Annotated in this window: 27 protein-coding genes; 9 read left to right on the forward strand and 18 right to left on the reverse strand. The window is 67.8% G+C overall.

The genetic code is table 11. From position 1 onward, the window contains the following. Together ahpF and ahpC are read right to left on the reverse strand one after the other, a co-directional pair. Nucleotides 1-1298: alkyl hydroperoxide reductase subunit F (gene ahpF, locus VFE83_RS17965; RefSeq protein WP_324908697.1), on the reverse strand; the 1298-nt coding region annotated here is incomplete at its 3' end. Nucleotides 1299-1509: 211 nt separating this feature from the next. Beyond that, nucleotides 1510-2073: an alkyl hydroperoxide reductase subunit C gene (gene ahpC / locus VFE83_RS17970; RefSeq protein WP_324908699.1), complete on the reverse strand. Its 564-nt coding sequence runs from the start codon at nt 2071-2073 to the stop codon at nt 1510-1512. Between the two features lie 222 nt (nt 2074-2295). Between ahpC and prmC the strand changes: the two genes are divergently transcribed. Both prmC and pip read left to right on the forward strand, forming a co-directional pair. Next, complete coding sequence (gene prmC / locus VFE83_RS17975; protein ID WP_324908701.1) at nt 2296-3147, forward strand: peptide chain release factor N(5)-glutamine methyltransferase; 852 nt, start codon at nt 2296-2298, stop codon at nt 3145-3147. 341 nt (nt 3148-3488) lie between these two features. Further along, nucleotides 3489-4433, forward strand: coding sequence for a prolyl aminopeptidase (gene pip / locus VFE83_RS17980; protein WP_324908703.1), 945 nt, complete (start codon nt 3489-3491; stop codon nt 4431-4433). A 230-nt stretch (nt 4434-4663) separates the two neighbouring features. On the opposite strand, the gene VFE83_RS17985 is transcribed toward pip, so the two are convergent. From VFE83_RS17985 to VFE83_RS17995, 3 genes are read right to left on the reverse strand one after another with little or no spacing between them, the layout of a single operon-like run. Continuing rightward, nucleotides 4664-5215 (reverse strand): NUDIX hydrolase, encoded by a 552-nt coding sequence (locus tag VFE83_RS17985; protein WP_324908705.1) that lies wholly within the window; start codon nt 5213-5215, stop codon nt 4664-4666. Between the two features lie 58 nt (nt 5216-5273). Next, nucleotides 5274-6209, reverse strand: a complete 936-nt coding sequence (locus tag VFE83_RS17990; protein WP_324908707.1) for a 5'-3' exonuclease — start codon at nt 6207-6209, stop codon at nt 5274-5276. Then, nucleotides 6206-6808, reverse strand: a complete 603-nt coding sequence (locus tag VFE83_RS17995; RefSeq protein ID WP_324908708.1) for a nitroreductase — start codon at nt 6806-6808, stop codon at nt 6206-6208. Before VFE83_RS17995 ends, VFE83_RS17990 begins: the two co-directional genes overlap by 4 nt. A 123-nt stretch (nt 6809-6931) precedes the next feature. On the opposite strand from VFE83_RS17995, the gene VFE83_RS18000 reads away from it, so the two are divergent. Beyond that, the gene (locus VFE83_RS18000; RefSeq protein ID WP_324908710.1) at nt 6932-9229 is read left to right on the forward strand and encodes a DUF1631 family protein; all 2298 of its coding nucleotides are present in this window, start codon (nt 6932-6934) and stop codon (nt 9227-9229) included. A gap of 405 nt (nt 9230-9634) precedes the next feature. On the opposite strand, the gene VFE83_RS18005 is transcribed toward VFE83_RS18000, so the two are convergent. The 5 genes from VFE83_RS18005 to VFE83_RS18025 form a co-directional block, all read right to left on the reverse strand. Then, the gene (locus VFE83_RS18005; RefSeq protein WP_324908712.1) at nt 9635-10759 is read right to left on the reverse strand and encodes an NAD(P) transhydrogenase subunit alpha; all 1125 of its coding nucleotides are present in this window, start codon (nt 10757-10759) and stop codon (nt 9635-9637) included. A gap of 78 nt (nt 10760-10837) precedes the next feature. Continuing rightward, nucleotides 10838-11296 (reverse strand): DUF3106 domain-containing protein, encoded by a 459-nt coding sequence (locus VFE83_RS18010; protein ID WP_324908714.1) that lies wholly within the window; start codon nt 11294-11296, stop codon nt 10838-10840. Nucleotide 11297: 1 nt separating this feature from the next. Then, a complete protein-coding gene (locus tag VFE83_RS18015) occupies nt 11298-11678 on the reverse strand; it encodes a hypothetical protein (protein ID WP_324908716.1) in 381 nt (126 codons plus the stop codon). A gap of 17 nt (nt 11679-11695) precedes the next feature. Further along, on the reverse strand, nt 11696-12271 hold the full coding sequence (locus VFE83_RS18020) for an RNA polymerase sigma factor (RefSeq protein WP_324908799.1): 576 nt from the start codon (nt 12269-12271) through the stop codon (nt 11696-11698). 48 nt (nt 12272-12319) lie between these two features. Next, entirely contained in the window at nt 12320-12676 is a 357-nt protein-coding gene (locus VFE83_RS18025) for a hypothetical protein (protein WP_324908718.1), read from the reverse strand. 135 nt (nt 12677-12811) lie between these two features. Here VFE83_RS18025 and VFE83_RS18030 point away from each other — a divergent pair, with 135 nt between their 5' ends. The 4 genes from VFE83_RS18030 to VFE83_RS18045 all read left to right on the forward strand — a co-directional run bounded on the left by VFE83_RS18030 (nt 12812) and on the right by VFE83_RS18045 (nt 16004). Further along, a complete protein-coding gene (locus VFE83_RS18030; RefSeq protein ID WP_324908720.1) occupies nt 12812-13129 on the forward strand; it encodes an NAD(P) transhydrogenase subunit alpha in 318 nt (105 codons plus the stop codon). After that, nucleotides 13126-14520 carry an NAD(P)(+) transhydrogenase (Re/Si-specific) subunit beta gene (locus tag VFE83_RS18035; RefSeq protein ID WP_324908722.1) on the forward strand — a complete coding sequence of 465 codons (1395 nt, stop codon included), beginning with the start codon at nt 13126-13128 and terminating at the stop codon, nt 14518-14520. Before VFE83_RS18030 ends, VFE83_RS18035 begins: the two co-directional genes overlap by 4 nt. A 226-nt stretch (nt 14521-14746) precedes the next feature. Beyond that, nucleotides 14747-15325: a TlpA disulfide reductase family protein gene (locus VFE83_RS18040; RefSeq protein WP_324908724.1), complete on the forward strand. Its 579-nt coding sequence runs from the start codon at nt 14747-14749 to the stop codon at nt 15323-15325. A 115-nt stretch (nt 15326-15440) separates the two neighbouring features. Continuing rightward, nucleotides 15441-16004, forward strand: coding sequence for a nucleoside 2-deoxyribosyltransferase (locus VFE83_RS18045; protein ID WP_324908726.1), 564 nt, complete (start codon nt 15441-15443; stop codon nt 16002-16004). 142 nt (nt 16005-16146) lie between these two features. On the opposite strand, the gene VFE83_RS18050 is transcribed toward VFE83_RS18045, so the two are convergent. The 4 genes from VFE83_RS18050 to VFE83_RS18065 all read right to left on the reverse strand — a co-directional run bounded on the left by VFE83_RS18050 (nt 16147) and on the right by VFE83_RS18065 (nt 19331). Then, nucleotides 16147-16803, reverse strand: coding sequence for a hypothetical protein (locus tag VFE83_RS18050; RefSeq protein ID WP_324908728.1), 657 nt, complete (start codon nt 16801-16803; stop codon nt 16147-16149). Nucleotides 16804-17074: 271 nt separating this feature from the next. Next, nucleotides 17075-18064 (reverse strand): hypothetical protein, encoded by a 990-nt coding sequence (locus tag VFE83_RS18055; protein WP_324908730.1) that lies wholly within the window; start codon nt 18062-18064, stop codon nt 17075-17077. Nucleotides 18065-18302: 238 nt separating this feature from the next. After that, entirely contained in the window at nt 18303-18827 is a 525-nt protein-coding gene (locus VFE83_RS18060; protein ID WP_324908732.1) for a GNAT family N-acetyltransferase, read from the reverse strand. A 117-nt stretch (nt 18828-18944) separates the two neighbouring features. Continuing rightward, nucleotides 18945-19331, reverse strand: coding sequence for a hypothetical protein (locus VFE83_RS18065; protein WP_324908734.1), 387 nt, complete (start codon nt 19329-19331; stop codon nt 18945-18947). Nucleotides 19332-19669: 338 nt separating this feature from the next. Between VFE83_RS18065 and VFE83_RS18070 the strand changes: the two genes are divergently transcribed. Then, entirely contained in the window at nt 19670-20773 is a 1104-nt protein-coding gene (locus VFE83_RS18070) for a hypothetical protein (protein ID WP_324908736.1), read from the forward strand. A 47-nt stretch (nt 20774-20820) separates the two neighbouring features. On the opposite strand, the gene VFE83_RS18075 is transcribed toward VFE83_RS18070, so the two are convergent. From VFE83_RS18075 to VFE83_RS18085, 3 genes are all read right to left on the reverse strand, one after another. Then, a complete protein-coding gene (locus tag VFE83_RS18075) occupies nt 20821-21285 on the reverse strand; it encodes a hypothetical protein (protein ID WP_324908738.1) in 465 nt (154 codons plus the stop codon). Between the two features lie 68 nt (nt 21286-21353). Next, nucleotides 21354-21860: a hypothetical protein gene (locus tag VFE83_RS18080; RefSeq protein ID WP_324908740.1), complete on the reverse strand. Its 507-nt coding sequence runs from the start codon at nt 21858-21860 to the stop codon at nt 21354-21356. Then, nucleotides 21845-22699, reverse strand: coding sequence for an AraC family transcriptional regulator (locus VFE83_RS18085; RefSeq protein WP_324908742.1), 855 nt, complete (start codon nt 22697-22699; stop codon nt 21845-21847). Before VFE83_RS18085 ends, VFE83_RS18080 begins: the two co-directional genes overlap by 16 nt. Before the next feature lie 305 nt (nt 22700-23004). Here VFE83_RS18085 and VFE83_RS18090 point away from each other — a divergent pair, with 305 nt between their 5' ends. Beyond that, a complete protein-coding gene (locus VFE83_RS18090; protein ID WP_324908744.1) occupies nt 23005-24792 on the forward strand; it encodes a YbhB/YbcL family Raf kinase inhibitor-like protein in 1788 nt (595 codons plus the stop codon). A 265-nt stretch (nt 24793-25057) separates the two neighbouring features. Here VFE83_RS18090 and VFE83_RS18095 read toward each other — a convergent pair whose 3' ends face one another. Next, complete coding sequence (locus VFE83_RS18095; protein ID WP_324908746.1) at nt 25058-25570, reverse strand: hypothetical protein; 513 nt, start codon at nt 25568-25570, stop codon at nt 25058-25060. Nucleotides 25571-25679: the final 109 nt, after the last annotated feature.

Raw genomic sequence — 25679 nt, forward strand, 5'->3', positions numbered from 1 at the left:
GACTGCTGGGTCTCGCGATCCAGGTAGTTCAGGCCCACCACCTTCTTGCCGTCGCCCAGCACTTCCGTGGTCTGGGCCTGGGTGATGATCTTGACGTTGGGCAGGCTGCGCAGCTTGCGTTGCAGCACCTCGTCAGCGCGCAGGGTCGCGCCGAACTCGATCAGCGTGACGTGGCGCACCAGGCCGGCCAGGTCGATGGCCGCTTCCACGCCGGAGTTGCCTCCGCCGACCACCGCCACGTCCTTGCCCTTGAACAGGGGGCCGTCGCAGTGCGGGCAGTAGGCCACGCCGCGGTTGCGGTATTCCTGTTCGCCGGGCACGTTCAGTTCGCGCCAGCGCGCGCCGGTGGCCAGGATGACGGACTTGGCCTTCAGCTGGCCGCCGCCGGCCACGTCCACCAGGATCTGCTTGCCTTCGCGGCGGATGTTCGCGGCGCGATGCAGATTCATGATGTCCACGTCATAGGCCTTGACGTGCTGCTCCAGCGCCGCGGCGAACTTCGGACCTTCGGTCTCGACCACGGAAATGTAGTTCTCGATGGCCATGGTGTCCAGCACCTGGCCGCCGAAACGCTCGGCCGCGATGCCGGTGCGGATGCCCTTGCGCGCCGCGTAGACGGCGGCCGCCGCGCCGGCGGGACCGCCGCCGACCACGAGCACGTCGAAGGCGTCCTTCGCGTTGATCTTCTCGGCATCGCGCTGCGACGCACCGGTGTCCAGCTTGGCCAGCACCTGTTCGATGGTCATGCGGCCGGTGTCGAACATCTGGCCGTTGAGGTACACCGTCGGCACCGACATGATCTGGCGCTCGTTGACCTCGTCCTGGTAGAGCGCGCCGTCGATGGCGACGTGGTGGATGTTGGGGTTGATGGCGCTCATCAGGTTCAGCGCCTGCACCGTGTCCGGGCAGCTCTGGCACGAGAGCGACATGTACGTTTCGAAGTAGTACTCGCCTTCCAGGTCGCGCACCTGCTCCAGCAGTTCCGGCGCAGCCTTCGACGGATGCCCGCCGACCTGCAGCAGGGCCAGCACCAGCGAGGTGAACTCGTGGCCCATCGGGATGCCGGCGAAGCGCACGCTCACGTCGGTGCCGGCGCGAACGATCGCGAAGGACGGACGGCGCGCGTCGTCGTCGCGGCGCGAGTAGGTGATCTTGTCGGAAAGCGAGGCGACGTCCTGCAGCAGGCCTTCCAGCTCGCGCGACTTGTCGCCGTCATCCAGCGAGGCGACGAGCTCGATCGGCTGCGTGACCTTTTCCAGATAGGCCTTCAACTGGGTCTTGAGATCGGCGTCCAACATGCGATGACTCCAATGCGTTTCTTGAGGGTGAACGCCGCGAGCGCCCGGGCTTTGGGAGGGAGAGAGAGCGAAGCCCGAACGTCGCGACATTCAAAAGGGAACTGGTCAGAACTGACCGAGCGTCTTGCCGGGGGGCAAGGGGAGGGGGCGGGTCCACGGGCGGCCTCGCCCCCTCGGCCTCATCCCGCGATGCGGGACAAGGGGTGCAACGTCAGATCTTGCCGACCAGGTCCAGCGACGGCTTCAGGGTCTGCTCGCCTTCCTTCCACTTGGCCGGGCAGACTTCGCCCGGATGCGCGGCGACGTACTGGGCGGCCTTGACCTTGCGCAGCAGTTCGCCCGCGTCGCGACCGATACCGCCGGCGTTGATCTCGACGATCTGGATCTTGCCGTCCGGATCGATCACGAAGGTGCCGCGGTCGGCCAGGCCGGCTTCCTCGATCATCACGCCGAAGTTGCGGGTGATCGTGCCGGTCGGGTCGCCGATCAGCGGGTACTGGATCTTCTTGATCGTGTCCGAGGTGTCGTGCCAGGCCTTGTGGGTGAAGTGGGTGTCGGTCGACACGCCGTAGATCTCCACGCCCAGCTTCTGGAACTCGGCGTAGTTGTCGGCCAGGTCGCCCAGCTCGGTCGGGCAGACGAAGGTGAAGTCGGCCGGGTAGAAGAACACGACGGACCACTTGCCCTTCAGGTTGGCGTCGGTGACTTCGATGAACTCGCCGTTCTTGTAGGCGGTGGCCTTGAACGGCAGCACTTGGGTGTTGATCAGCGACATCAGGATGGTTCCTTTGCTGGGTGGATGGGAGGGTGGAAAACCAGTGCGAGTAGGTTAGGGAAGCCGATCCTATCCATCAAGTTGATTGATGGAATTGATCCAATAGGATTTGGCTATCGAACCACGAGGGCCATTAGTGCCCTCGCAAGGACATGCGGTCCGCCGCCGGTCCATCAAGGCGCCCGCACCTCGGCGGACGGGCGTCCCGGGCGACAATGCGGCATGTCGCATTCATTCCCCGTGTCCTCGACCGTCGCCAACCTTGTCGCGGATGCAGCGCAGCGCCTGCCGCTCGATGAGGGCCGTGCCGAAGCCGAACGCCTGCTGGCCCACGTCCTGGGTGTCGGCCTCACCTGGCTTTATGTCCACCGTGATGACCTTGTCCCCCCGGACCGGGTCGCGACCTTCGAAGAGCTGGTCGCGCGCCGCGTCGCTGGCGAACCGGTGGCCTATCTCCTCGGGCAACGCGGCTTCTGGCGCTTCGACCTGCAGGTCACGTCGGCCACGCTGATTCCCCGACCCGAAACCGAGCGGCTGGTCGAACTGGCGCTGGAGCGGCTGCCCGTGAGCGGGGAGGTCCGTGTCGCCGACTTGGGCACCGGCACGGGCGCGATCGCGCTGGCCATCGCGCACGAGCGCCCGCAGGCGCGAGTGGTCGCCACGGACGCGAGCGAGCAGGCGCTGGCCGTCGCGCGGATCAACGCCCGCGCGCTGGGGCTGGAGCGCGTCGAGTTCCGCGCCGGCGACTGGCTGGGGCCATTGGCAGGCGAGCGCTTCGACGTCATCGCCAGCAATCCGCCGTACATCGCCGACGACGACGCGCATCTGGCTCAGGGCGACCTGCGTTTCGAACCCCGCACGGCGCTGGCCTCGGGCGCCGACGGCCTGGACGACCTGCGCCGCATCGTCGCCGGCGCGCCTGCACACCTGAAGCCCGGCGGGTGGCTGCTGGTCGAGCATGGCTGGGACCAGGGCGGCTCCGTGCGCGAATTGTTCGAGCGCGCCGGCTTCGAAGCCGTGGTCACCGAGCGCGACTGGGAACAGCGCGATCGGGTGACGCTGGGGCGTGTGTGATCCGCGCGTTTCGGGCGAGCCTGAAGAAGACGTAGCGCATCAGCCCTCCTGCGTCCGTCATTCAGCGAAAGCTGGAATCCATTCGCTTTGCTGTGCGATCCGGTCACTCCCGTCGCTGCCCCTGAAACAGCGTGGACCCACTTTCGCGGCCCGCCTGGATCCCGGCTTTCGCCGGGATGACGATCGGCGAAGGCGAGGGGGGCCAGGCGAACGCCCCTTCGACGTAGTGCCATCGATTGCACACCGCGAATCGCTCATGCGGCTGCATATCCGGCGATGCCGTCAGCCAGAGCACCGCAGACCGCGCGCTACAATCCACGTCCCCCACGCGAGGCCCCGCGATGCGCACGCTCTATCCCGAGATCCAGCCGTACGACAGTGGCACGTTGAAGGTCGACGACCGCCACACGCTGTACTTCGAGCAGTGCGGCAATCCGGACGGCAAGCCGGTGGTGCTGCTGCATGGCGGGCCGGGTGCGGGTTGCAGTCCGAAGATGCGGCGTTTCCACGATCCGTCGCGCTATCGGATCATCCTGTTCGACCAGCGCGGCAGCGGGCGATCCACGCCGCACGCGGACCTGGTGGACAACACCACGTGGGACCTGGTGGCCGACATCGAGAAGCTGCGCGAGATGCTGGGCATCCAGCGCTGGCAGGTGTTCGGCGGTTCGTGGGGTTCGACGCTCGCGCTGGCCTACGCGCAATCGCATCCGCAGCGCGTGACCGAACTGGTGCTGCGCGGCATCTTCATGCTGCGCCGATGGGAGCTGGAGTGGTTCTACCAGGACGGCGCCTCGCGCCTGTTTCCGGATGCGTGGGAACACTACCTGGCCGCGATTCCGCCGGTCGAGCGCCATGACCTGATCAGCGCCTACCACCGTCGCCTTACCTCGTCCGACGAGGCTACGCGCCTGGCCGCCGCACGGGCGTGGAGCGTGTGGGAAGGCGCGACCAGCTTCCTGCACATCGATCCGGACTTCGCCGCCAGCCACGAAGACCCGCAGTTCGCGCTGGCGTTCGCGCGCATCGAGAACCACTACTTCGTGCACAGCGGCTTCTTCGATGCCGACGACCAGCTGTTGCGCGACGCGCATCGCATCGCCGACATCCCCGGCGTGATCGTGCACGGCCGCTACGACGTGGTGTGTCCCGTCGCCAACGCGTGGGACCTGAAGAAGGCCTGGCCGAAGGCGGACCTGGTGATCACGCCGGCTTCGGGCCACTCCGCGTTCGAAGCGGAGAACGTGGACGCGCTGGTGCGCGCGACGGACGCATTCGCGCGCTGAGCGTCAGCGCCGTAGGAGCCAGCTTGCTGGCGACCTTGCTCCCCGCGGAATAGTCGCGAGCAAGCTCGCTCCTACGTCGTCGGGCCGGCGAGTCGCGAGCAAGTTCGCTCTTACGTCGTAAAGCCGGCGAGTCGCGAGCAAGCTCGCTCCTACGTTGGCGGATGGGCGCAACAGATCGGGACGCCGCAGGCGAGCTTGCCCGAGGCGCCATCACGCGATCGAAGTCCAGCTCACTCCACCCGCGACCCGTCCGGGTTGTGCTCGATCATCCACAGCCCCGCCCAGAGCTTGAGGTCGAGCTCGTAGCCTTCGCGCTGCTTCTGCATCAGCCAGGCCGGCGCCTGGGCACGCGGGACTTCGTGCACGGTGATGTTCTCGCTGCCGACGCCGCCGCCGGTGCCGACGCGGGTCAGGCCGCGGGCCCGGACGAAGGCGATGCGCTCGCTGCTCATGCCGGCCGACGTGGGGCCCACCAGCAGCACGTCCACGCGATCGGCGGCCCAGCCGGTTTCCTCGATGAGCTCGCGACGCGCTGCGGCTTCCAGCGTATCGGTGTCGTGGTCGTCGCCGACCAAACCGGCGGGCATTTCGATGGTCGACGCGCCCAGCGGCACGCGGTACTGCTCGACGAACAGCACGTTGTCGTCGGGCGTCACCGCGATGACGATGACTGCCATGCCGTCGCCGTTGGTACGCTCCACGTACTCCCAGGTGCCGCGCTTGAGCATGCGCAGCCACTGGCCGTCGTAGAGGAGTTCGGGCGCGTCGGCGTGGTCGTTCATCGGGTCTCCGGTATCGGCTTCTGGGCTGCGGCGGCACGGCGGCAGCGATCCGGCGATGCTACGACGGAAGCTGTGACGCGGCGAAGTCGAGCCCGGCCGCGTCGTACAGGCGACGGCGCGTCATCGGGCCGAAGCGCAGCGATTCGCACAGCGAACCCAGGATCGCCGCGTCCGCACGCCCGCGTGCGAAGTGCAGTGAGGTTTCGCCTAGCGGCGCGTCCAGCGCGATGGTGGTGAGGCGGCGGCACAGCAGGGCCTGCTCGCGGTGTTCGCGCAGGCGCGCCGCGGCTGCGGCGGCGCCGCGCAACCGCAGGAAGGGCACCTCGTCCACGCGCTGCAGCAACGCATCGAGCGTGCCGAAGTGACCCAGCAGCGCGGCCGCCGTCTTGGCGCCGATGCCCGGCACGCCGGGGATGTTGTCGATGGCGTCGCCGGTCAGGGCCAGGTAATCGGCGATCTGGTGCGCGTGCACGCCGTGGCGCTCCGGCACCCCGGCCGCGCCCCAGCGCTGGCCGCGGGCGAAGTCCCACTGCTCGTCGAAGTCGCCCAGCAACTGCGACAGGTCCTTGTCGGCCGACACGATCACCGAGCGGAAGCCGTGCGCGCGCGCCGAGGTCAATGCGCTGCCGATCAGGTCGTCGGCCTCGTATTCGCTATGCGACAGCACGGCCAGGCCGAGCGCGGTGCATAGGGCACGGCAGTGGCCGAACTGGCGGCGCAGTTCTTCCGGCGCAGGCTCGCGGTTGGCCTTGTAGGCCGGATAAAACGAATTGCGGAAGCACGAATCCAGCGCCTCGTCGAAGGCGATGGCGATGTTCTGCGGCCGGGCGCGGTCCATCAGCTCCAGCAGGAACCGGGCGAAGCCGTGGACGGCGTTGGTCGGCCAGCCTTCGTGGTCGTGGAACTCGTTGGGCATGGAGTGCCAGGCCCGGAACACGTAAAGGCTGGCGTCCACCAGGAACAGGGTGCCGCCGGTATGGGCCGGGGCGTTCATGCCGGCGTCCACTCGGTCAGCAGGTCGCGCGGATCGGGGCGCTCGCGCTCCGGAGCCTCCAGTTTCGGTGTGCCGATATGGATGAAGCCGACCACCCGTTCATGTTCGGCCAGGCCCAGCCAGCTGGCGACTTCGGCGTCGTAGGCCAACCAGCCGGTCAGCCAGATCGCCCCGTAGCCCAGCGCCTGGGCGGCCTGGAGGAGGGCGAAGCAGACGCAGGAGGCGGTGGAGAAGCGCTCGGACTCGGGGATCTTCTCGTCCGGGCCCAACTGGCCGATGACGGCCACGACCAGTGGGGCATGCGAGAATCGCAGCCGGTCCTTTTCGATCACCGCTTCGCTGGCCGCCGGGTCGCGCTGGCGGCTGCGGGCCGCCAGCTGCTCACCGAAAGCGTGGCGGGCCTCGCCACGGAAACTCAGGAAGCGGAATGGCACGCGCTTGCCGTGGTCCGGCACGCGCACGGCCGATTCCAGCAGGCGGAGCAGGGTGGGGTGGTCCGGCGCAGGCTCACCGAGCTGCTTGGGCGGGACCGACCGGCGGGCGTCCAGGGCGGCAAGGGCCTGGTCGATTTGCCGGGGGTCAGAAGTGATTAGCGACATCAGTCACAATTGTTCAAAATGGGCCTGCAAGACGGTGTCGTATCTTGCCACTATGAGCAGCGGAACTGCCGGGCAACGGCACGTTCGGTCCACGTCGCACACCACGTAATTGGGGAAATCGCAGTGTCCGGCTACCCGCACGGCGTTGCTCAAGCCACGCGTACCGATCCGTTGCGCGTGCTTGAGGAAATCAAGCGCCAGTCCCTGGAGGCCCTCGGCGGCCTGCCGGGCTCGCTTTACGGGCCCGTGGAAGACGCGCTGAAGGTGGCCCTGCTCAAGGGCGACGGCAAGAACAACCATTACGAAGAACAGGCGGCGCTGTGGGTGCTCCGCCAGCACCAGGCCACGCACGTCATGCGCTTCCGCCAGCAGGTGGCGCAGGCGTTCGACGACTTCCGCGCGCTGCGCATCCGCAGCGGTGGCGACGTCCAGCTGCGCCTGGTGGACGAACAGCAACTCGAATACGAACTGGCCAGCGGCCGTCTTAACGAATCGCTGGTGGCGCGCTTCGCGCGGCCACTCGACATGCTGCAGGGCCGCCTGCAGGCCCTGGGCGAAGCCATGCGGGTGCCGATGGGCGCCAATCCGATCGGCCCGGAGCGCCTGGTGGCGGCGTTCTCGCAGACCTTGCTCGACGCTCAGGTGCCCGACACGCTGCGCGGTCGTCTGTTCCGCCATTACGAGCAGGAACTGGTGCGCGTGCTTGGCGAGCTGTACGCCAGGATCAACACGTTGCTCGCGAGCGCCGGCTACGGCGCCGGGACCCCTGCGCCGCGCGTGGCGCCGACGGAGCCCAGGCGCGGCTTCGAGGAAGACCTGGTGCCGCGCGGCCATGGCCAGGGCGGCATGGGTCAAGGCGGCATGGGCGAGGGCTTCGGCGGAGCGCCTGCGCCGTCGCCTGGCCCGATGTCCGCCGCCGGCGCCGGCAACTTCGGCCGCACGCTGTCCAGCCCGATGTCGCAGCAGGAACTCGCGGCGATGTCGGCCGAACTGGCCGAGCTGCGCAGCCAGCTGCACGCCTGGCGCGAAACCATGCCGCGTGCCGATGGTGCGGCGCCCGGTGGCGCGTTGCCGGACCGCGCGGTGATGCAGCGCCGCGAACTGCGCGTGGACGAGATCCTCAGCGTCGCTTCGCTGCTGCAGGCCGAGCCGCCGGATGCCTTCGCCCGTGCGCTGGCGGTCTCCGGACGCTTGGGCGAAACCATCCGCGACCACCTGCAGGACGGTGCACGTCGGCTCGGCCTCAACCCGGACCAGGCCTGCTTCAGTCCCGAGGAAGAAGACGCGATCGACCTGGTCGCGCTGCTGTTCGACTCGCTGTTCCGCCACAACGCCCTGCAGGACCGCGCGCGCCGCCTGTACGCGCGCCTGGTGCTGCCGTACGTGAAGGTGGCGCTGACCGACAACGCCGTGTTCGTGAAGCGCGAACATCCGGCGCGCCGCCTGCTCGACGCGATCACCGAAGCCTGTGAAGGCAACGACGGCGAGACGCCGCAGGATCGCGAGCTGCTCGACCGCGCCACAGAGATCTCGCAGCGCATCGTGGCCGAGTACAACGAAGACCTGGCCGTGTTCGAACTCGCGCACGCCGAGCTCGACGCCCTGCTGGCCCAGCAGCGCCGGCGTTTCGAACTGCAGGAACAGCGTGCCGCCAAGGCCACCTACGGTCGCGAGCGCCTCGGCGCCGCGCGCTCGCAGGCCGAAGCCGCGCTGCACGAGCGCATCGACACCGCGCCCCTGACCCAGGCTGTGGCCGAGTTCCTGGCCATGCCATGGCGCCACCACGTGGTGCAGACGCTGCTGCGCGACAACGCCGACCCGCGCCGCCATGCCGAGGCCATCGCCCTGGGCGATGCGCTGGTGATGGCCGACCAGTTGGCCCAGCAGAACCGCGGCCATGAGCTGGCGGACCAGTTGCTCGCGCTGCAGCCGGCGATCATCGAATGTCTGGCCAGCTCCGGCCTGGACGACAGCGCCGCCCAGCACGGCATGGCAGGCCTGGTGCGGGCGCTGGCCGATCCCGATACCGCGCGCCGCGTGCGTCCCGCGCCGCCGCTGGCGCTGCCCGAGGACGATGCGGCCGATACCGAACGCCGCCTGTGGCTGGCCGGGGGCACCGACACCGTCCGCCACGACCCGCTGCTGGCCGAGCGCATGCGCACGCTGGAAGTCGGCGACTGGGTGCGCCTCACCGACGCAGAGGGCCAGGCCGCCGCGGCCAAGGTCGCCTGGGTCAGCCCGCTGACCTCGCGCTACCTGCTGGTGAACCGTCGCGGCCTGCGCGTGCTGGTCGCCTCTGCCGAGGAGCTGGCCGCATTGGCCGGCGCCGGTCGCCTGACCATCGGTGCCGAGCGCACCGCCTTCGACGAGGCGATGCGGCAGGTGCGCCGTCATCTGGATCGTGCGGGTACTGTGCGTTGAGCGCGCGCTAGTCGACAGTGCGTCAAGCGAAAAGGCCGGTCGATGACCGGCCTTTTTTTGTTCTGGGGGGGCTGTCGCGAGCAGGATCGCTCCTATGAAGTCGGTAAGCAGGCGCGGCTGTTCAAGCGCGGCGGGAAAGCGTGAAAAGGCACTGGATCCCCGCTTTCGCGGGGATGACGAGCAAAGCGGCATGCGGGGACAGCATGGGGGCGCCCCCGCGCTCGCGCGCTCCTGCTGCCGGCTACGCTGTCGTAGGAGCCAGCTTGCTGGCGACCAGTGCGAACGTTGCGCAGGGCATGGCTCGTCGAACGCGATCCAGGAAGTGAAACGGCGCTGGATCCCTGCTTTCGCGGGGATGACGAGCACAGGCGGCATGCGGGACAGCGAGGAGCGACCCCGCGCGCCTCAAGCCGCCGCGGCCTCCGCGCGCTCCGGCCACACCGTGCGCGCCAGCAGTTCGTCGTTCCAGTCGAAGGCGAGGCGGCCTTCGCGCGACGCTTCGTCGGTCACGAACAGGCTGACGAAGTTGAACACGTTGCGCGCATACATCTCGCTGGCATGCACCGCGCCGCTGCTGGCGAGGTTGAGCGGGCCGGCGACGGTAACGCCGTTGCTGTCCAGCGTTTCGCCCGGACGGGTGAGTTCGCAGTTGCCGCCGGTTTCCGCGGCCAGGTCCACGATCACGCTGCCCGGACGCATGCCTGAGACCATGCCCGCGGTGATGATCTTCGGCGCGGGACGGCCGGGCACCGCGGCGGTGCAGACGATCACGTCGACGTTCTTCAGATGCTCGGCGAGACGTCGCTGCTGTTCGGCACGCTCGTCGTCGGTGAGCGCACGCGCATAGCCGCCTTCGCCCGCGGCGCTGACGCCAAGGTCCAGGAATTTGCCGCCCAGCGATTCGATCTGCTCGCGCGTTTCGGTTCGCACGTCGAAGCCTTCCACCTGCGCGCCGAGGCGACGTGCCGTGGCGATGGCCTGCAGGCCAGCCACGCCGGCCCCGACCACCAGCACCTTCGACGGACGGATCGTACCCGCGGCGGTGGTCAGCATCGGGAAGAAACGCGGCGCGAGCTGTGCGGCAATCAGCACCGCCTTGTAGCCCGCCATGCCTGCCTGCGAGCTCAACACGTCCATGGATTGTGCGCGCGTGGTGCGCGGCAGGCGTTCCAGCGGAAACGCGAGCAGGCCGCGTGCGGCAATCGCTTCGCCGCGCGCTGCGTCCGACTGCGGTGCCAGCAGTCCGACCACCGTAGTGCCCTGGCGAAGGCTGCGCAGCACGTCGGCCGGAGGCGGCTGCACGCACAGCACCACGTCGGCTTCGCGCAACGCGGCATCGGCATCGTCGACGAGCTCGGCGCCAGCCTCGGCATAGGACTCGTCGGTGAAGGCCGACTGCCGTCCTGCGCCGCGCTGCACGCGCACGTGCGCGCCGCGTGCGACGAGCTTCCTGCAGGTTTCCGGCGTCAGCGCGACGCGGCGCTCGCCGCTCGCTGTTTCGCCTGCCACGCCGATCGTGATGCCTGCCATGCTCCGCTCCCGGACTGGTGTCACCGCATCCTAGCGGATGGGGCAAGGGCGGTGGCGAAGGCCAGCGCCGGCGGCCGATCAGTCGCGCGGGGGAGGCGGCGGCAGGTCGGCGGGCGCGGGGTTGGCCTTCACCCAGGCACGGCGCTGGTCCGGCGTCATCTCGCGCCACTGCGCCTTGAGGGCCTTGCGCTGTTCCTGGTCGAGCGTGCTCATCTTCGCGTACAGCGCACGCATCTGTTCGCGCTGCTCGGGGCTCATGTGCTCCCAGCGCTGCATGCCATGGCGCGCGCGCTTGCGCTGCTCGGGCGTCATCTGCTGCCAGCGCTGCGCGCGGTCGAGCATGCGCGCGCGTTCGTCGGGCTGCGTGTTCCAGCGTTCGCGCACGGGAGCAATCAGCGTTTCGCGCTGGGCCGGGGTCAGTTGCTCCCATGCCGGCAACGCATTGGCCGGGGGGGGATCGGCGGCCAATGCCGGGATTGCCGATGCCAGCAGGGCCAGGGTCAGCGTGGGACGAAGGAACATCGGGGTGCGGCGCATGTCACTGCTCCAGGGACGGCATGGCGTCGTCGTTGGACGCCAGCCACAGGTAGAGGTCGGGATTCTCGTCGAGTACGGCCACGGCGCTGTCGACGTCGTAACCCGCGGGCGTGGCGGCGATGGCCGGTGCCGCGGCGGGCGCCACCGGGGTCTGCGGAGGACGCAGTTGCAGGCCGATCACCAGCGCGAACACCGCGGCGCAGCCGCTGGCCAGCACCCAGCCGAAGCCGCGACGCGTCTCGCGTGCACCGGCCGGCGCCGCGGCGGCATGTCGCGCCACGCGTAGTCGCGCGCGCGTGCTGCTGGAAATATTCGACAGCGACTGCGCATGCAGTGCGCGCATGGCCTGGTCGAAGCGTGCGTCGTCGCGGGAGTCGTTCATGGGGTCGTTGCCGGGGTTCATCGCCAATCCTCCAGTTGCCGCTGCAGCGCTTCGCGCGCACGCGACAGATGGGTCTTCACCGCGCCTTCGCTGCAGCCCATCGCCCGCGCGGTCGTGGCGACGTCGAGTTCTTCCAGCACGCGCAGCGTGAATGCCTCGCGCTGTCGCCGCGGCAGGGTCGCCAGTGCATCGGCGAGCTTGCCGTAGGCTTCTCGGCCCTCGTGCGCCCGCGACGGATCCGGCGCGTCGTCGGCCCAGTCCAGCGCGACATCGTCCTTGTCCGGCGCCGGCATCAGCCAGCGCAGGCGGAAGGTGCGCCGGCGCTGCACGTCGATGATGCGGCTGCGCAGCACGCTCCAGAACAGCGGCGTCCATTCCTCCGCGGGCCGGTCGCGGTAGGCCAGCATCTTCATCATCGCGTCCTGCACCGCATCCAGCGCGTCGTCGCGGTTACGCAATCCCAGTTCGGCGAAACGGAACGCACGCGTGCCGATGCCCGCCAGGAACTCCTCCAGCGACGCGGGCACTCGCGCCTGCGCCTCCGGTCCGGACGCGGAGCGGGCGTGTGCGTCGGCCGGCGAGGCGGCCAGCACGTCGTCTTCGGTTTCGCGGTTCACGCGTCGAAGCATACGGGGTCGCGCTTAATGTCCGTGCCAACGGTCCCAGCGGCGGTCGTAGCGGTCGCCGCGCCGGTCCCAGCGTGCGTCCGCCACGTCACCGCGGCGGTCCAGGCGTTCGTCGATGCGGTCGCCCTTGCGATCCAGCCGGGCCGCGGTGCGCCAGTGGCCCAGCGCGGCCTGATGGTCGGCGCGAAGGTCGAGGCGGTGATCAATGCGATCGCCCTGCCGATCCAGTCGGGCCTCGATGCGGTCGCCCTTGCGGTCCATCCGCCGGTCGACGAGATCCCCGTGATCGGCCGCGCTGGCCGCCGATATGGCGCCAAGTGCGAGCAACCCGAATCCCGCCATCAACAGACGCTTGCCGGGTGCGTAGCTCATCGCGGTGCCTCCTCTGGTCGCGGCCCGGGCGGGCCTTGCGAGAGGGGGAACGCCTCGCGCGTGGCGCGGTTGACACATCTGGCGCCGCGTTCATCGGCGGTTATGATGCGGACGACAATTCGACGGGGATGGATGATGGGCGACGGGTTCGTGGCGCTGTACATCTTCATGCTGGCGGCCATCGCCGGCCACGTGATCATCTCGCGCGTGCCAGTGATCCTGCACACGCCGCTGATGTCGGGGTCCAACTTCATCCACGGCATCGTGCTGATCGGCGCAATGGTGGTACTGGGCCACGCCGACACCACCCTCGAAAAGGTCATCGGCTTCATCGCCGTCCTGCTGGGCGCAGGCAACGCCGCCGGCGGTTACGTGGTAACCGAACGCATGCTCGAGATGTTCAAGTCCAGCCGCAAGCCCGGCGACACCGGCCAGGGCGGAGGCAAGGCATGAGCGCGCTGGTCTGGATCGCGTCCGCCAGCTACTTCGTCGCCGCCACACTGTTCCTGCTGGGCCTGCAGCGCATGGCCTCGCCGGTGACCGCGCGCAGCGGCATCCGCTGGGCGGGCCTGGGCATGGTGATCGCGACGGTGGCGACCTTCCTGCTGCCGGGGCTGCACAACCTGGCCCTGATCGTGATCGCACTGGTGATCGGCACGGCTGCGGCGTGGATTTCCGGCAAGAAGGTGGCGATCACCGACATGCCGCAGATGGTGGCGCTGTACAACGGCATGGGCGGCGGTTCGGCGGCGGCCATTGGCGCGGTGGAGCTGCTGCGCTTCTCGTCGCTGGGCGCGGCGCCTTCGCGCACCGCGCTGGTGCTGGCCGTGATCGGCGCGGCCATCGGCGCGGTGTCGCTGTCGGGTTCGGTCATCGCGTGGGCCAAGCTGGACGGCCGCCTGGACAAGCGTGTGGTGTTCCCGGGCCAGCAATTGTTCAACCTCGCCGTGTTCGTGGCGATGCTGGTGGCCGGCGGTGTCGCCATCCAGTCGCTGTCGGTGCCGGCGATCATCGCGTTCTTCGTGCTGGCGCTTGCGCTGGGCGTGCTGATGACGCTGCCGATCGGCGGCGCGGACATGCCGGTGGTGATCTCGCTGTACAACGCGCTGACCGGTCTGGCCGTGGCGTTCGAAGGCTACGTACTGGGCAACGAGGCGCTGATCATCGCCGGCACCATGGTCGGTGCGGCGGGCACGCTGCTCACGCAGCTGATGGCCAAGGCAATGAACAGGCCGATCCGCAACGTGCTGTTCTCCAACTTCGGCGGAGGCGGGCAGGCACAGGACACGATCACTGGTTCGCAGAAGCCCATCGAAGCCGGCGACGTCGCCGCGATGATGGCCTACGCCGAACGCGTGGTGATCGTGCCCGGCTACGGCATGGCCGTCGCACAGGCGCAGCACAAGATCTGGGAACTGGCGCAGAAGCTGATGGATCGCGGCGTGAAGGTGAAGTTCGCCATCCATCCCGTTGCCGGCCGCATGCCCGGCCACATGAACGTGCTGCTGGCCGAGGCGGGCGTGCCGTACGACCTGATCGCCGACATGGACGACATCAACCCGGAGTTCCCCAACACCGACGTGTCGCTGGTGATCGGTGCCAACGACGTGGTGAACCCGGTGGCCAAGACCGATCCAGCCTCGCCGATCTACGGCATGCCGATCCTGGACGTCGCCAATTCGAAGAACACCATCGTCATCAAGCGTGGCAAGGGCACGGGTTTTGCCGGCATCGAGAATGCGCTGTTCTACCAGGACAACACGCGCATGCTGTACGGCGACGGTGCCGGGATGGCGAGCGCACTGGTGAGCGAACTCAAGGCGCTGGATGGCGGCGGGCATTGAGGTGCGACCAAGCTAGCGCAGCGAAGAGTCCCCGCAAAACCGGCGGCTACATCGGGGTTGGAGCGTACGAAGCGCGTTTATGCATCCCGATTGTGGATGACTGCGCAGGTTCGACCGCAAAGGAGTGCGTTCGTTAGCGTAAAGCCACCGGACTCCATGGACGCCACCCGCATCGCGTGCTAATTAGCAGCCGGGGATGGTCGCCCAGCGACCCAGGGGAACAAGCATGATCAAGCGATGGATCGCCAGCGTGATGCTGGCATGTGTTATCGCGACCGCGGCCCATGCCGGAGCACCGAAGATCGGTGAGGGCGATATGCCGCCGGATGTGTTCGGCAAGGACGAGTCGGGTCAGCCGATCTCGCTCGAACGCCTTCGCGGCAAGGTCGTGATCCTGACTTTCTGGGCGACGTGGTGTCCGTACTGCCTCAAGGAACTGCCGATCCTCGAGAACATCCAGAACCTGGCCGGCAAGGACCGGATCGAGGTCATCGCGATCAACTGGAAGGAAGACCGAGACACGTATCGCGCGGTCAAGCGCCGTCTCAAGGATCTGACGCTGACGCTGACCAGCGACACCAGCGGCCGCATCGGTGAGGCGTACGGCGTGCAGGCGATTCCGCACATGCTGATGATCGGAAAGGACGGGCGTGTCGACACTGTTCGCAGGGGCTACTCCGAGGAGGATCTGGACGACATCGCTGCCGATCTGACTCGCCTGCTGAAGGCGCCTGCACCGGCTGTCGCGAGTGCGAGCGGCAGCGAGGCGGCCGGATCGCCGGACACGACTGTCTCGGCCCGTTGAGCGTGTCTGAAGCCGGATAGCCGGTGCGTATCGCGGAAGGAGTTGCAGGCCGCGATCGGCTAGTGCAACGCGTGCAGCCCGCCGACAATGGCGTCCCCTGCACTGGACGTTCTGCATGATCCGCTCGCTCTACCTGGCCGGCCCGGACGTGTTCCGTCCCGATGCGCATGCGCGGGGGCTGGAACTCAAGGCGCTGTGCGCGCAGTTCGGGGTCGAGGGGCTGTTCCCGCTGGACCAGGACGTGCCGGCGCACATCACCGATCCCGCGGCACAGGCCGCGTGGATCTATCGCGCCAACATCGGCCTGATCGAACGCGCCGATGCGGTGCTCGCCAACCTGGACTTCTTTCGCGGCCCGGAACCGGACAGCGGCACCTGTTTCGAGGTCGGCTACGCGGTAGCCAAGGGCAAGCCGGTGTTCGGCTACATCCCGGAGCACGGCAGCTTCGCCGAGCGCATCCGCGAGCGGCACCCGCAGGCGATAGGGCCGGACGGCGTGCTCGATGTGCACGGCTGGAGCATCGAGGAGTTCGGCCTGCCGTTGAACCTCATGCTGTCCGTGCCGGCACCGCTGGTGGTCGGTGACGCGCATGCTGCGTTGGCGCATCTGGTGCGTTATCAGCGCGAGGATGCACGCGTGTCGGCGATCAGCGCCGACGAGAAGCATCTGGGCGAGTAGGCGTTCGGAGCGTGGCCTGCTTCGCGTCGAAGCGGTGGACGCGCGATACGGCCTTGCAGCAAAACGACACGGCCCCTGCGGACGAAACGAAGGCCGGCAGGTCGTCTCCTGCCGGCCTTCGCATGTTGGTCCGCCGGCGCGATCAGCCGCCTTCCGGCGCGCGGAACGTGACCTTGCCCTGCGCGTCCAGCACTTCGATCCGTGCCTCGCCCTTGCGGTCGACCATCAGGCGAATCCGGTCGCGTCCCTGGGTATCCGCCAACAGGATCTGCGCGTCCTCGTTCTGGTTCTGGATCGCGATGCGCGTGTGCGCGGCCTTGGCCGCGGCCTCGGGATCCAGATTTGCGGGCGGGCGCGCATTGATCGCCAAACCGGCGAGCGCCTTGCTGCCGTCCGGGCTCACCCGGGTGAACAGGCCGATCGCGTCGTAATTCGGGTAATCGAACGCGAGCACGTTCGTCTTGCCGAAGCTCGCATCCGTGGCGGCGATTCCGCCTACCTCGTTTCCCTTCGAGTCGTAGAGCACCAGTCCCGCCGGTGCGACTGCACGGGGAAGTTCCTTGCCTTCCACGATCGGCAACGGGAACCGCTCCGCGTTGGAGAGCACCATGCGCTTCACGCCCGTGGGATCGACGATGTTGATCCGCTCCACGGTGAGTTCCGCCGACGGGTCGGGCGACTTCGCCGCGGACAAGGCCAGCGCCGCGAGCGCCAGTGTCGTGACGCCTGCGTACGACTTCAGGATGCGCACATCGCGCACCAGCCGGGCATTTGCAGTGAATCCTTCTTGGGTCGTCATGCTTCCTTCCTTTGGTCACATCACTGGATACATGGCAGCACATGCATGCCATGCCGTGGAACTGCCGCATCAACATCTGGATGGCGCGTGGTCAGTCGGTCCTTCGGATAACCATCACGTCGGACGCCTGGTGCATCACGCCGCATCGTATCGGACCGGATGGCTCGCCGGACAATCTGGGCTGGACGGGTCTATGACGAGCGCGCTGGCGCTGCGAAAGGCTGGCTCCGGGCGGGCGCATTTCGACGCGATTGAGGGCGCGACGCCCCGGTCATCCCGCGAACTCCGCATTCTCGCTGCGACGCTGGTAAAGCCCGAGGACCGTATCGAGGAAGTCGTTGCCCAGGATCTGCGCCACCGGGCCCGCATAGGCATTGATGCTGGTCGACACGCGGTAGTGCGCGACGATTTCCAGCCGCGTCCTGCCGTCGGCAGCCGGCGTCAGGTGGAAGCTGGTGTCGCGCAGGTCGAAGTAGCGGCCGCCGATCGCGACGTGATCGTCCATGGAGCCTTCGGGAAACGAGTGCTCGTCGAATACGTAGCGCCAAGTGATGGACTCATGCTCCTTGCGCGAGGTGACGTACGCGCGGAAGTTGACGCCGCGCTCCCACCGCGAGAATCGGACCTCGCCGTCGTTCGTCCGGACGTTGATGCCTTCCAGCGGTTTGGGCACGCCGATCATGTGCGTGAGGCTGACCGGAAGCTCCTCCGGGCGGATCGCACGCGCGGCCAGGATCTGGTTCCAGATGGTTTCGGCGGATGCGTCGACCACCACCTCGCGGCGCAGTTCCACCTCCCGGTCCGGCAGCGGTGCGCGGCCTTCGCCGGCCAGCATCAGCAACGGCAGCACTGCCACGGCACCCATCCGGGACGATGAGCCCGGGACGAAGTGCAGGGCGACGCCCATCAGCACGCCGCCGAGACTGCCCAGCGCGAGGAACAGTGGCGCCATCAGGGCCAGGCAGATCGATCCTTCCAGCAGAGTGATCGCGCAGCCCAGCAGCATCAGCCCGATGCCGGCCCAGGGTGCGAAGATCAGGAACGGCCCGGTCCTGCGCTCAGGCACCGCACCCAGCACGGTGAGCGCCCCGACCACGAGCGGCGTACCCACCATGAAGCCGAGCGACATCGGGCCTCCCATGCTCGATGGAAGCGCACCAAAGGCGATTCGAAGTACCACGCCCAGCGCCGCACCCGCGACCACCCACCACCACCGGCGCGGGCGGTTCGCCTTTTCGACGGTCGTGTCCCCTGTGTCCATCGCGATACCTCCCCTGGATGTCCCCGGCGGGAGTGTAGGTGGAGCCACGGAGAGGCGGGAAGCGGGCCGCCGAGAGCAAAGACGCTAATAGCCGGGGGTAGCAGTCGGATTTCGTAACGAATGGCTATCCGGTTCGGCGAAGGCGACGTGCTGATGGCACTCGTTCTTCACGTCGAGCGCAAAGGCCAGGTGCGCTTGGGTACCGGCCACGCTGCACACAATACGAAGTCGGGACTCGTCAGGTGAGTTGCAGGCTCATGACATGGTCAGCATAGGCCGTTCCGCCGACCACGAACTGGCGATCTGCCACGTGGCTGAAACCTTGTTTCCGGTAGAAGGCGATCGCCGCGTCGTTTCCAGCGTAGACACCGAGCAGGAGGCGCGACGCTCCCGCGCCCCTCGCATGCGCGATGGCCTGTCCCAACAGCTTCTTGCCCAGGCCGCCCCCGTGATAGCGCCCCAGGAGATAAATCCGCTTGAGCTCCAGGTCGTTGGCCCTGTCCGCGACGGAAAGATCAGGTTCCGCGACGACGAGATAGCCGACCGGCGCATCCCCGGGAACGGCGCCCGCCAGCCAGATGGCCGACCGTGCATCCTTCAGCCAGTCGCGGTAACGCGCGGGCGAATGCGCCTCGCGGCAATGCTGCGTGATGGCGGCGCCATCGAGGACGCCGGAAAACGTTTCGAGAAAAGTCGCCTGCCCTACCAGCGACAAGGCATCTTCATCGCCAAGTCGTGCCCTGCGTATTTCAACTTCTGCCACACGTCCTCCAATGGTCGCGCCTCGGCTCCAGGATGGAGGCGTTCGGCGAATCCTTGCATGATCCTGTCAGGGCGAACACTGCTTGCCCTCACTATGGATCGGAGACGGACATCAGCGTTAGAACGGATCGCCAAATTCCAGGCCGGTCGCCGCATAAGCGGCGAGGATGAGCTCCCGGAGTTCCGATGGCAGTCGATCGTAGTCGTCTGCTCGATCGTTGAATTTCCAGTCTAGGCGCGTGGACGTGTCGTATCCCGTGGCCACCGCGTTGATTACCACCAAGGTGCATGCCGCGAACTCCCGCTCGTGTCCCGGCTCCAATGCGTGCGCGCAAAGCTCGATGACCTCGTAGGGGTGCCAGAACTGCTCATCAGAGAGAACGCCACTCTGCTCGCGAATGAGCTTGAGTAGTTCGGCAAGGTGCGCATCGCAGTCAACTCCGTAATCTCGTTCCGCGATGAATCTCAGCTCGTCGTCGGAGAGGGTGTCGAGCAGGCTGTCCATATCAATCCGTCCCGCACCATCTCTGATTACACATTCTGGCTATACGTTACGAACCGCTTCGACCGGAAACGGACATTAGCACCCATATCAACGTCCGATCGACCCGCCCTGGCGAGCCATGCGCCCAGAAGTGAGCATCCTGTTTCGATGCCTCCAAGGCATCCGGCGGGTGCATCCCCCCTCCCGCAAGCGCACAGGCATGCAAGACCGCGCGAGTTCGCCGGCCGACGATCGTCACGGCCATCTCCGACTTGGCACCTGCCAATCCTGCGCACTTCGCGCGGCGATGACAGGTGATATGGCGCGGCGGTTATGCGGTCCACAATCGGGAGACACAGATGAAGCGTTCGTCGTGGTGGCGGGGGGCTGGCTTCCTGCTGATGTGGGTTCCGTTGGTCGTGGCCGCCACGGAAATGGGCGATGGCCCGATGCTGATCGAGGTCGAGCGGTTCACGGTGCTTCCTCAGGGCGTGCGCCATCCCGAGGGGATCGCGGTCGATCCGGAGAGCGGCGAGTTCTTCGTCGGTACGTTCGATGCGCGTATGCCGGAGTCCGCGCGCAACAACGCGCTGCTGCGGTACTCGGCGAAAGGCGAGCTCATCGCGCAGCGCAGCTTTGGCGCGACGCCGCTGACCGGCGTGGCGTTCCGGGATGGACAGGTCTATGTGCTCAACTTCGGCGCGTCCAGGTTGCAGCGGATGCCCGCCGGGTTCGACGCGAACACGCCGGTCGAGGATGTGGCTGTTTTCGCGACGCTATCGCCGGCTGCGCCGACGGAGCGTCGAATCGAGAATCCCGATGGCAGTCACGACCGCATCACCTATGGCGCGTCGGGTCTGCCCGCCATCAACGGGATGGTGTTCGACCGAACGGGCAATCTGTACGTGTCCGATTCGTTTCAGGGCGCCATCTACCGCATCGAGCGCGCGACGCAGTGCGCGCCATGCAAGGTCGAGTTGTTCTCGCGCGATCCGCTGCTGGGCACCACGGGTGCGTTGCCGTTTGGCGCCAACGGCATGGCGTTCAGCGCCGATGAGCGGGTGCTGTACATCAACAATGCCGGCGATGGTCGCGTGTTGCGGATGACGATGCCGAGTGGGCCGGTTTCGGTGCTGGCCGAAGGCGTGTACGGGGCGGACGGACTGCTGTTCCACCAGGGGCGGCTGTGGGCTGCGTCCAACCAGGTCGACAGCATCGTGGCGCTGGACGAGAAGGGCCGCGTGCGTGCGCGGGCCGGCCGATTCGAAGGCATCGATGCGGACGGCGCGCCGCGTGGCCTGCTGTTCCCCGCCGCCAGTGCGGTGCAGGGCGACTGGATGCTGGTGATCAATCTGGCGCTGCCCATCACGGCGGCGCAGGGCGACGAGTGGGAAGAGGACGTCACGCGCTGGACGATCTCGCGCTTCCGTATTCCTGCGCAGGCAGATCTGGCCGGACGTTGATCGCTCGTGACGAAGGGGGCGGCACGTGGCCGCTCCCTTCATCGCCATCACGGATGGCAGATCTCGCCGTTGACGAAAGTGCTGATGGTGCCGCCGGACTTGTGGCCGCTGACGAAGAAGTGGCCGGTAGCGCCGGCGAACTCGCCCGTGGCCGTCACGATCTGCTGGTAGGCGGTGACCACGCCCTCGGGGCCGCGCGTGGTGACGCCGGTTTCGCGCGCGATGATGGTGCCGCGCGCGGTGCGGTACTCGAACGGGCCGCTGTAGATGAGGAAGTTGGGTGAGGTGCTCGGGCTCGTGGACACCGCGCTGTCTGCGGCGAAGTGCGTGGTGCCGCGCAGGCCGTGGTTGCCGTTCACCGTGCCGAGGAAGCACGAGGCCAGGCCCGGATTGCAGCCCTGTGTGGATTGCATCTCGTCCAGGTCGGCGTGGATCTTCTTGCACTGGCCGGCGTGGACGGGCGACAGCGCGAAGGCCAGAAACAGCGCGAGGGCAGGCTGGATTGCGTTCATGTGATCTCCTGGAGCGGGCCTGCGCGCGTGGGCCCGCCGGAAAGTCCCGTCACGCAACGCGCGGGGAATCAGGAAGCGGCGGGTATCAGGCCGTGTCGCCTGCTCGACCAGTGACCGTCCCAGCCGCGGCGCGCGAACCAGGCGCACGGCCAGCCGACCAGGACGATATGTGCGAGCACGCTCCAGGCCATCCACGCCATTGGCAGCGAGGCGCCGCGCGGCGACACCGAAAGCGGCACGACCACGAAGTTCATGAGGACGTACAGCGCCAGCCCGTACAGCGCGCCGAAGCGCCACGGGCGATCGCGCAGGGGACGTGCGTCGCGCGCTGCCCAGCCATAGGTCAGCGCCATGCATGCGGCGATGACGTAGTGGAGCAGCAGCCCTAGCGCTGCGGTTCGCGCGCCTCCGGCGAATGCGTCGCGTCCCAGCAGGCCCGCGGCGACGCTCTGCAGGATGCGCCGGGCCGGTACGTCGTACGCGGACCAGAAGCCGATGGCGTAGAGGATGTCCAGCGTGCCGGCGAGCAGCCCGCCGAGCAGGCTCCATCCCAGTGCGTTCAAGCTGCGGCGCATCGTGCATCCTCCTGCCGGCGTGCTTCGGTGGCGGTCATGCCGAAGGCGTGCTTGAACGCACGGCAGAACGCGCTCTGGCTTTCGAATCCGAGCTTGTGCGTAATGGCGGCCACTGGCAGGTCGGTCTCGCGCACCAGCTGCCACGCGCGTGCGTCGCGCAGTCGCGCCACGTAACCGCCCGGTGTTTCGCCGAACACGTCGCGATGCAGGCGGATGAGGTGGCCGGACGAGTAGTGCGCGCGCTCGGCCAGCCAGCCGATGTCGATCTGCGCGTCGTCGCCACTTTCGATATGGCAGCGCATCAGGTGGTGCACGTGCAGCAGGCGCAACAGCGCCTGGCGGCGATGCGGTGGCGTGCGTCCGCGGCAGCGTGGAAGGAATGCCGCGATCTCGCGCTGGCGTTCCACCAGCGCCTCGACCAGCGTGGACGTGGTGACGGCGTCGACCACTGCGATGGAGTCGATGGAGCGCAGCGCATCCCGTAGCGCGGCGCCGGGATCGCCGTGCCAGGGCAGGGGTTCGTCTTCGGCATCGATGCGCGCAAACCGTGCATTCCAGTCGCTCAGGCGCCCCGCGATGCATCGCCACTGTGCGTCGTGCGAGGGGCGCGCCTGCACGACACTGCCGCGCCAGAGCTGCGCCTGACCTGCATGCAGCGTCCACTGCGAATCGATCGACTGCATCGACAACGTGCCGCTCATGGGCCACCACAGCGAAACCCAGCCCACCGGCAGAGACAGCGGCGTTGCCGAGCCGGACAACAGCCACCAGCCTTCACGATCGAAGCGGTCGCTGGCGGAGAGGCGGGAGATCGGCCATGGAGTGCACTGCAACGACATGGAGGCGCCCGGCAATGGGAATGGCTCCACGCTATCCATGCGCGGTCGTGGTTTGCAGGACCACTTCGTGCGCAGACGAGAGGGCCAATCGTGGTTCGCGCACAGTGCTCGATAACCACGTGCGGAGCCAAAAAAGTTCGCTGCCCGTGATGGCGCCGTCGTCGCCCCGTTGCCGCGACGGTGCAAGGCGGCGGTTGCACGTGGCCGCGACGATGGCTTGGCTAGGTTCGGGGCGTCGCGGCGCGTCGAGGCCTGATGCTTCGAGGGCGCGCGGCCCGTTCACTGGCATCGCAGGAGCGTCCCCCATGAATCCGAGACATGCAGGTTGTCTGATCCTCATCGCGCACGCTGTCGTCCCCGGCATTGCCGCCGCTCAGGCGGAAAAGACGGAGCAGAGGCAGGCGCCCGCGAACATCCTGCGACCTGGGCAGGTGGAGGCCACGCCCGAGCGCATGGCCCAGCTGAAAGTGCCCGATGGCTTCACCGTGGCGCCGTTCGCCACCGGCCTGAAGAACGCGCGAATCCTGGCCGTGGCGCCGAATGGCGACGTGTACGTGAGCCGGCGCGACCAGGGCGACGTGCTGCTGCTGCGCGATGCGGACGGCGACGGCAAGGCCGATGGCGAACCCGTCACGGTCGCGCATCGTCCCAGCGTGCACGGCCTCGCCATTCGCGACGGCAAGCTGTACATGGCGACCGTGAAGGAGATCTTCGTGGCCGACATCCAGCCCGATGGCAGGCTCGGCGAGGCGACGATGCTGGTGGGCGATCTTCCCGACGGCGGGCAGCATCCCAACCGCACCATGGCATTCGGGCCGGACGGCATGCTCTACGTGAGCATCGGTTCGACCTGCAACGCCTGCAACGAGACCAACCCGGAGCACGCGACGATGCTGCGCATGTCGCCCGACGGCAAGACACGCACCATCTTCGCCAGCGGCCTGCGCAACACCATCGGCTTCGGCTGGCATCCGCAGACCGGCGAATTCTGGGGCGCCGACCACGGCATCGACATGCTCGGCGACGAGGTGCAGCAGGAGGAGTTCAACAAGCTTGAGAAGGGCAAGCTCTACGGCTGGCCGCACGTGTACGGCAAGGGCGACACCAACCCGCAGGCCGCGCCACCTCCGGGCGGCATGACGCGCGAGGACTGGGGGAAGATCAGCACGCCGATGACACTGGGCTACACCGCGCACGCCGCGCCGATGCAGATGGTGTTCCATCCGGGCGGCGCGTTCCCGGCGGAGTATGCCAACGATGCGTTCATCGCGATGCGCGGTTCGTGGAACCGCATCCCGGCCTCGGGCTATGAAGTCGTGCGCGTGGATTTCAACGGCGGCAAGCCGCAGAAGATCGAACCGTTCCTCACCGGCTTCCTCGTCGATGGCGGCCAGCACCACTTCGGCCGCCCGGTCGGCATGGCAGTGGCGAAGGATGGCGCGCTGCTGGTCGGTGACGACGTCAACGGCGTGATCTATCGCGTCGCTGCGCAGCGCGCGGGCGCGGTGAAGGTCGCCAATCCGCCGCCCGGGCCGATGAAGGCGCAGGCGGCGAAGGGCATCGGCGTGCCGCTCGCGTTGCAGCGCAAGGAGACCGCCGCGCGCGGAACCTTGCAGGTGACCTCGGCGACGATTCCGCAGAACGCGCCGATTCCGCCGAAGCACAGCGAATACAAGGATGGCCTGTCGCCGGCGCTGTCGTGGACCGCGGTGGAAGGCGCGAAGTCGTACGCGATCGTGATGGAGGATCCGGACTCGAAACCGATCACGCCGTTCGTGCACTGGGTGGCCTGGAACATCCCCGCCAACGTCACCTCACTGCCCGAGGCGCTGCAGGAGCAGATGCGCCTGACCGAGCCCGAGGGGTTGATGCAGGGCAAGACCAGCCGGGGTTCGGTGGGCTACTACGGGCCGCGTCCGCCGGTCGGTGACCCGCCGCATCACTATCACTTCCAGGTGCTGGCGCTGGATCGCATGCTCGACCTGCCGCCGGGCGCCGACCGCGACCAGTTGCTTGCGGCCGCCGCTGGTCACGTCATCGCCAAGGGCGAACTGGTGGGCACCTACCAGCAGACGGTGGCGCCTTTGAAGTGAGCGGAAGGACCATGCGTGAGGCTCGCAGGAGCAACCTTGCTCGCAACGGGTTGCGGGTGGAGGTCGCCAGATAGCAGGCTCCTGCAGCGGCGCGAATTAGAAATGACACAAACGTGCTGGTCGCAGGAGCGAGCTTGCGCGAGGCGTTGCAAATGAAGGTCGCCAGCAAGCTGGCTCCTACGATGGTGCTTCGATGTCGTTCGCGCGCTTTGGCTGTATGCGAGACGGATGCGTAGCTCCCCGTAGGAGCGAGCTTGCTCGCGACCTAGCCGTCGCGCCCCACGCCGTGCCACCGCCGCGCCGCCAGTGCGCACGGAATGCCGATCAGCACCATGTGCGCCAGCAGGCACGCCAGGTTCCAGTCGAGCGGGAAGCGCTTCGGCGGTGCCAGCGAGAACATCGGCACCACCAGCAGGTGCACCAGCACGAACCACAGCGCGCCGTAGAGCGCGCCGGCGATGAGTGGACGCGTGCGGAGCACCGCGTGGTCGCGCGCGGCCACGTGGTAGATCGCGGCGATTGCGCTCATCAGGTACAGGTAGAGCAGGGCGCCGAACAGCGCGGTCGTCGCGCCGCCGGCAAACGCAGCCTCGCGGCCCATCACCCAGGCGGCGATCGACTGCAGGATGCGCGCGGGTGAACTGCCCAGCGGGGCCCACCACGCCATTGCGAACAGCAGGTCGGCGGTACCGATGGCCACGGCGGTGACAAGGACCCAGGCCCATGGGGCCAGGCGAACCCCGGTGGCGAGGGGGATGGAACGGACGGTCGCTTTCATCGGGCGCGCTCCGGCGGCGGACGAATGGCCCTATGGAGCCGCGGACAATTGGCACTGGCAAGGGCCAATTCGGGGCGTTTGAATGGGGCCAATCCACACGGAGCGGCCG

Origin of the sequence: Lysobacter sp., assembly GCF_035655815.1 — a bacterium.
GTDB lineage: Bacteria > Pseudomonadota > Gammaproteobacteria > Xanthomonadales > Xanthomonadaceae > Lysobacter_J.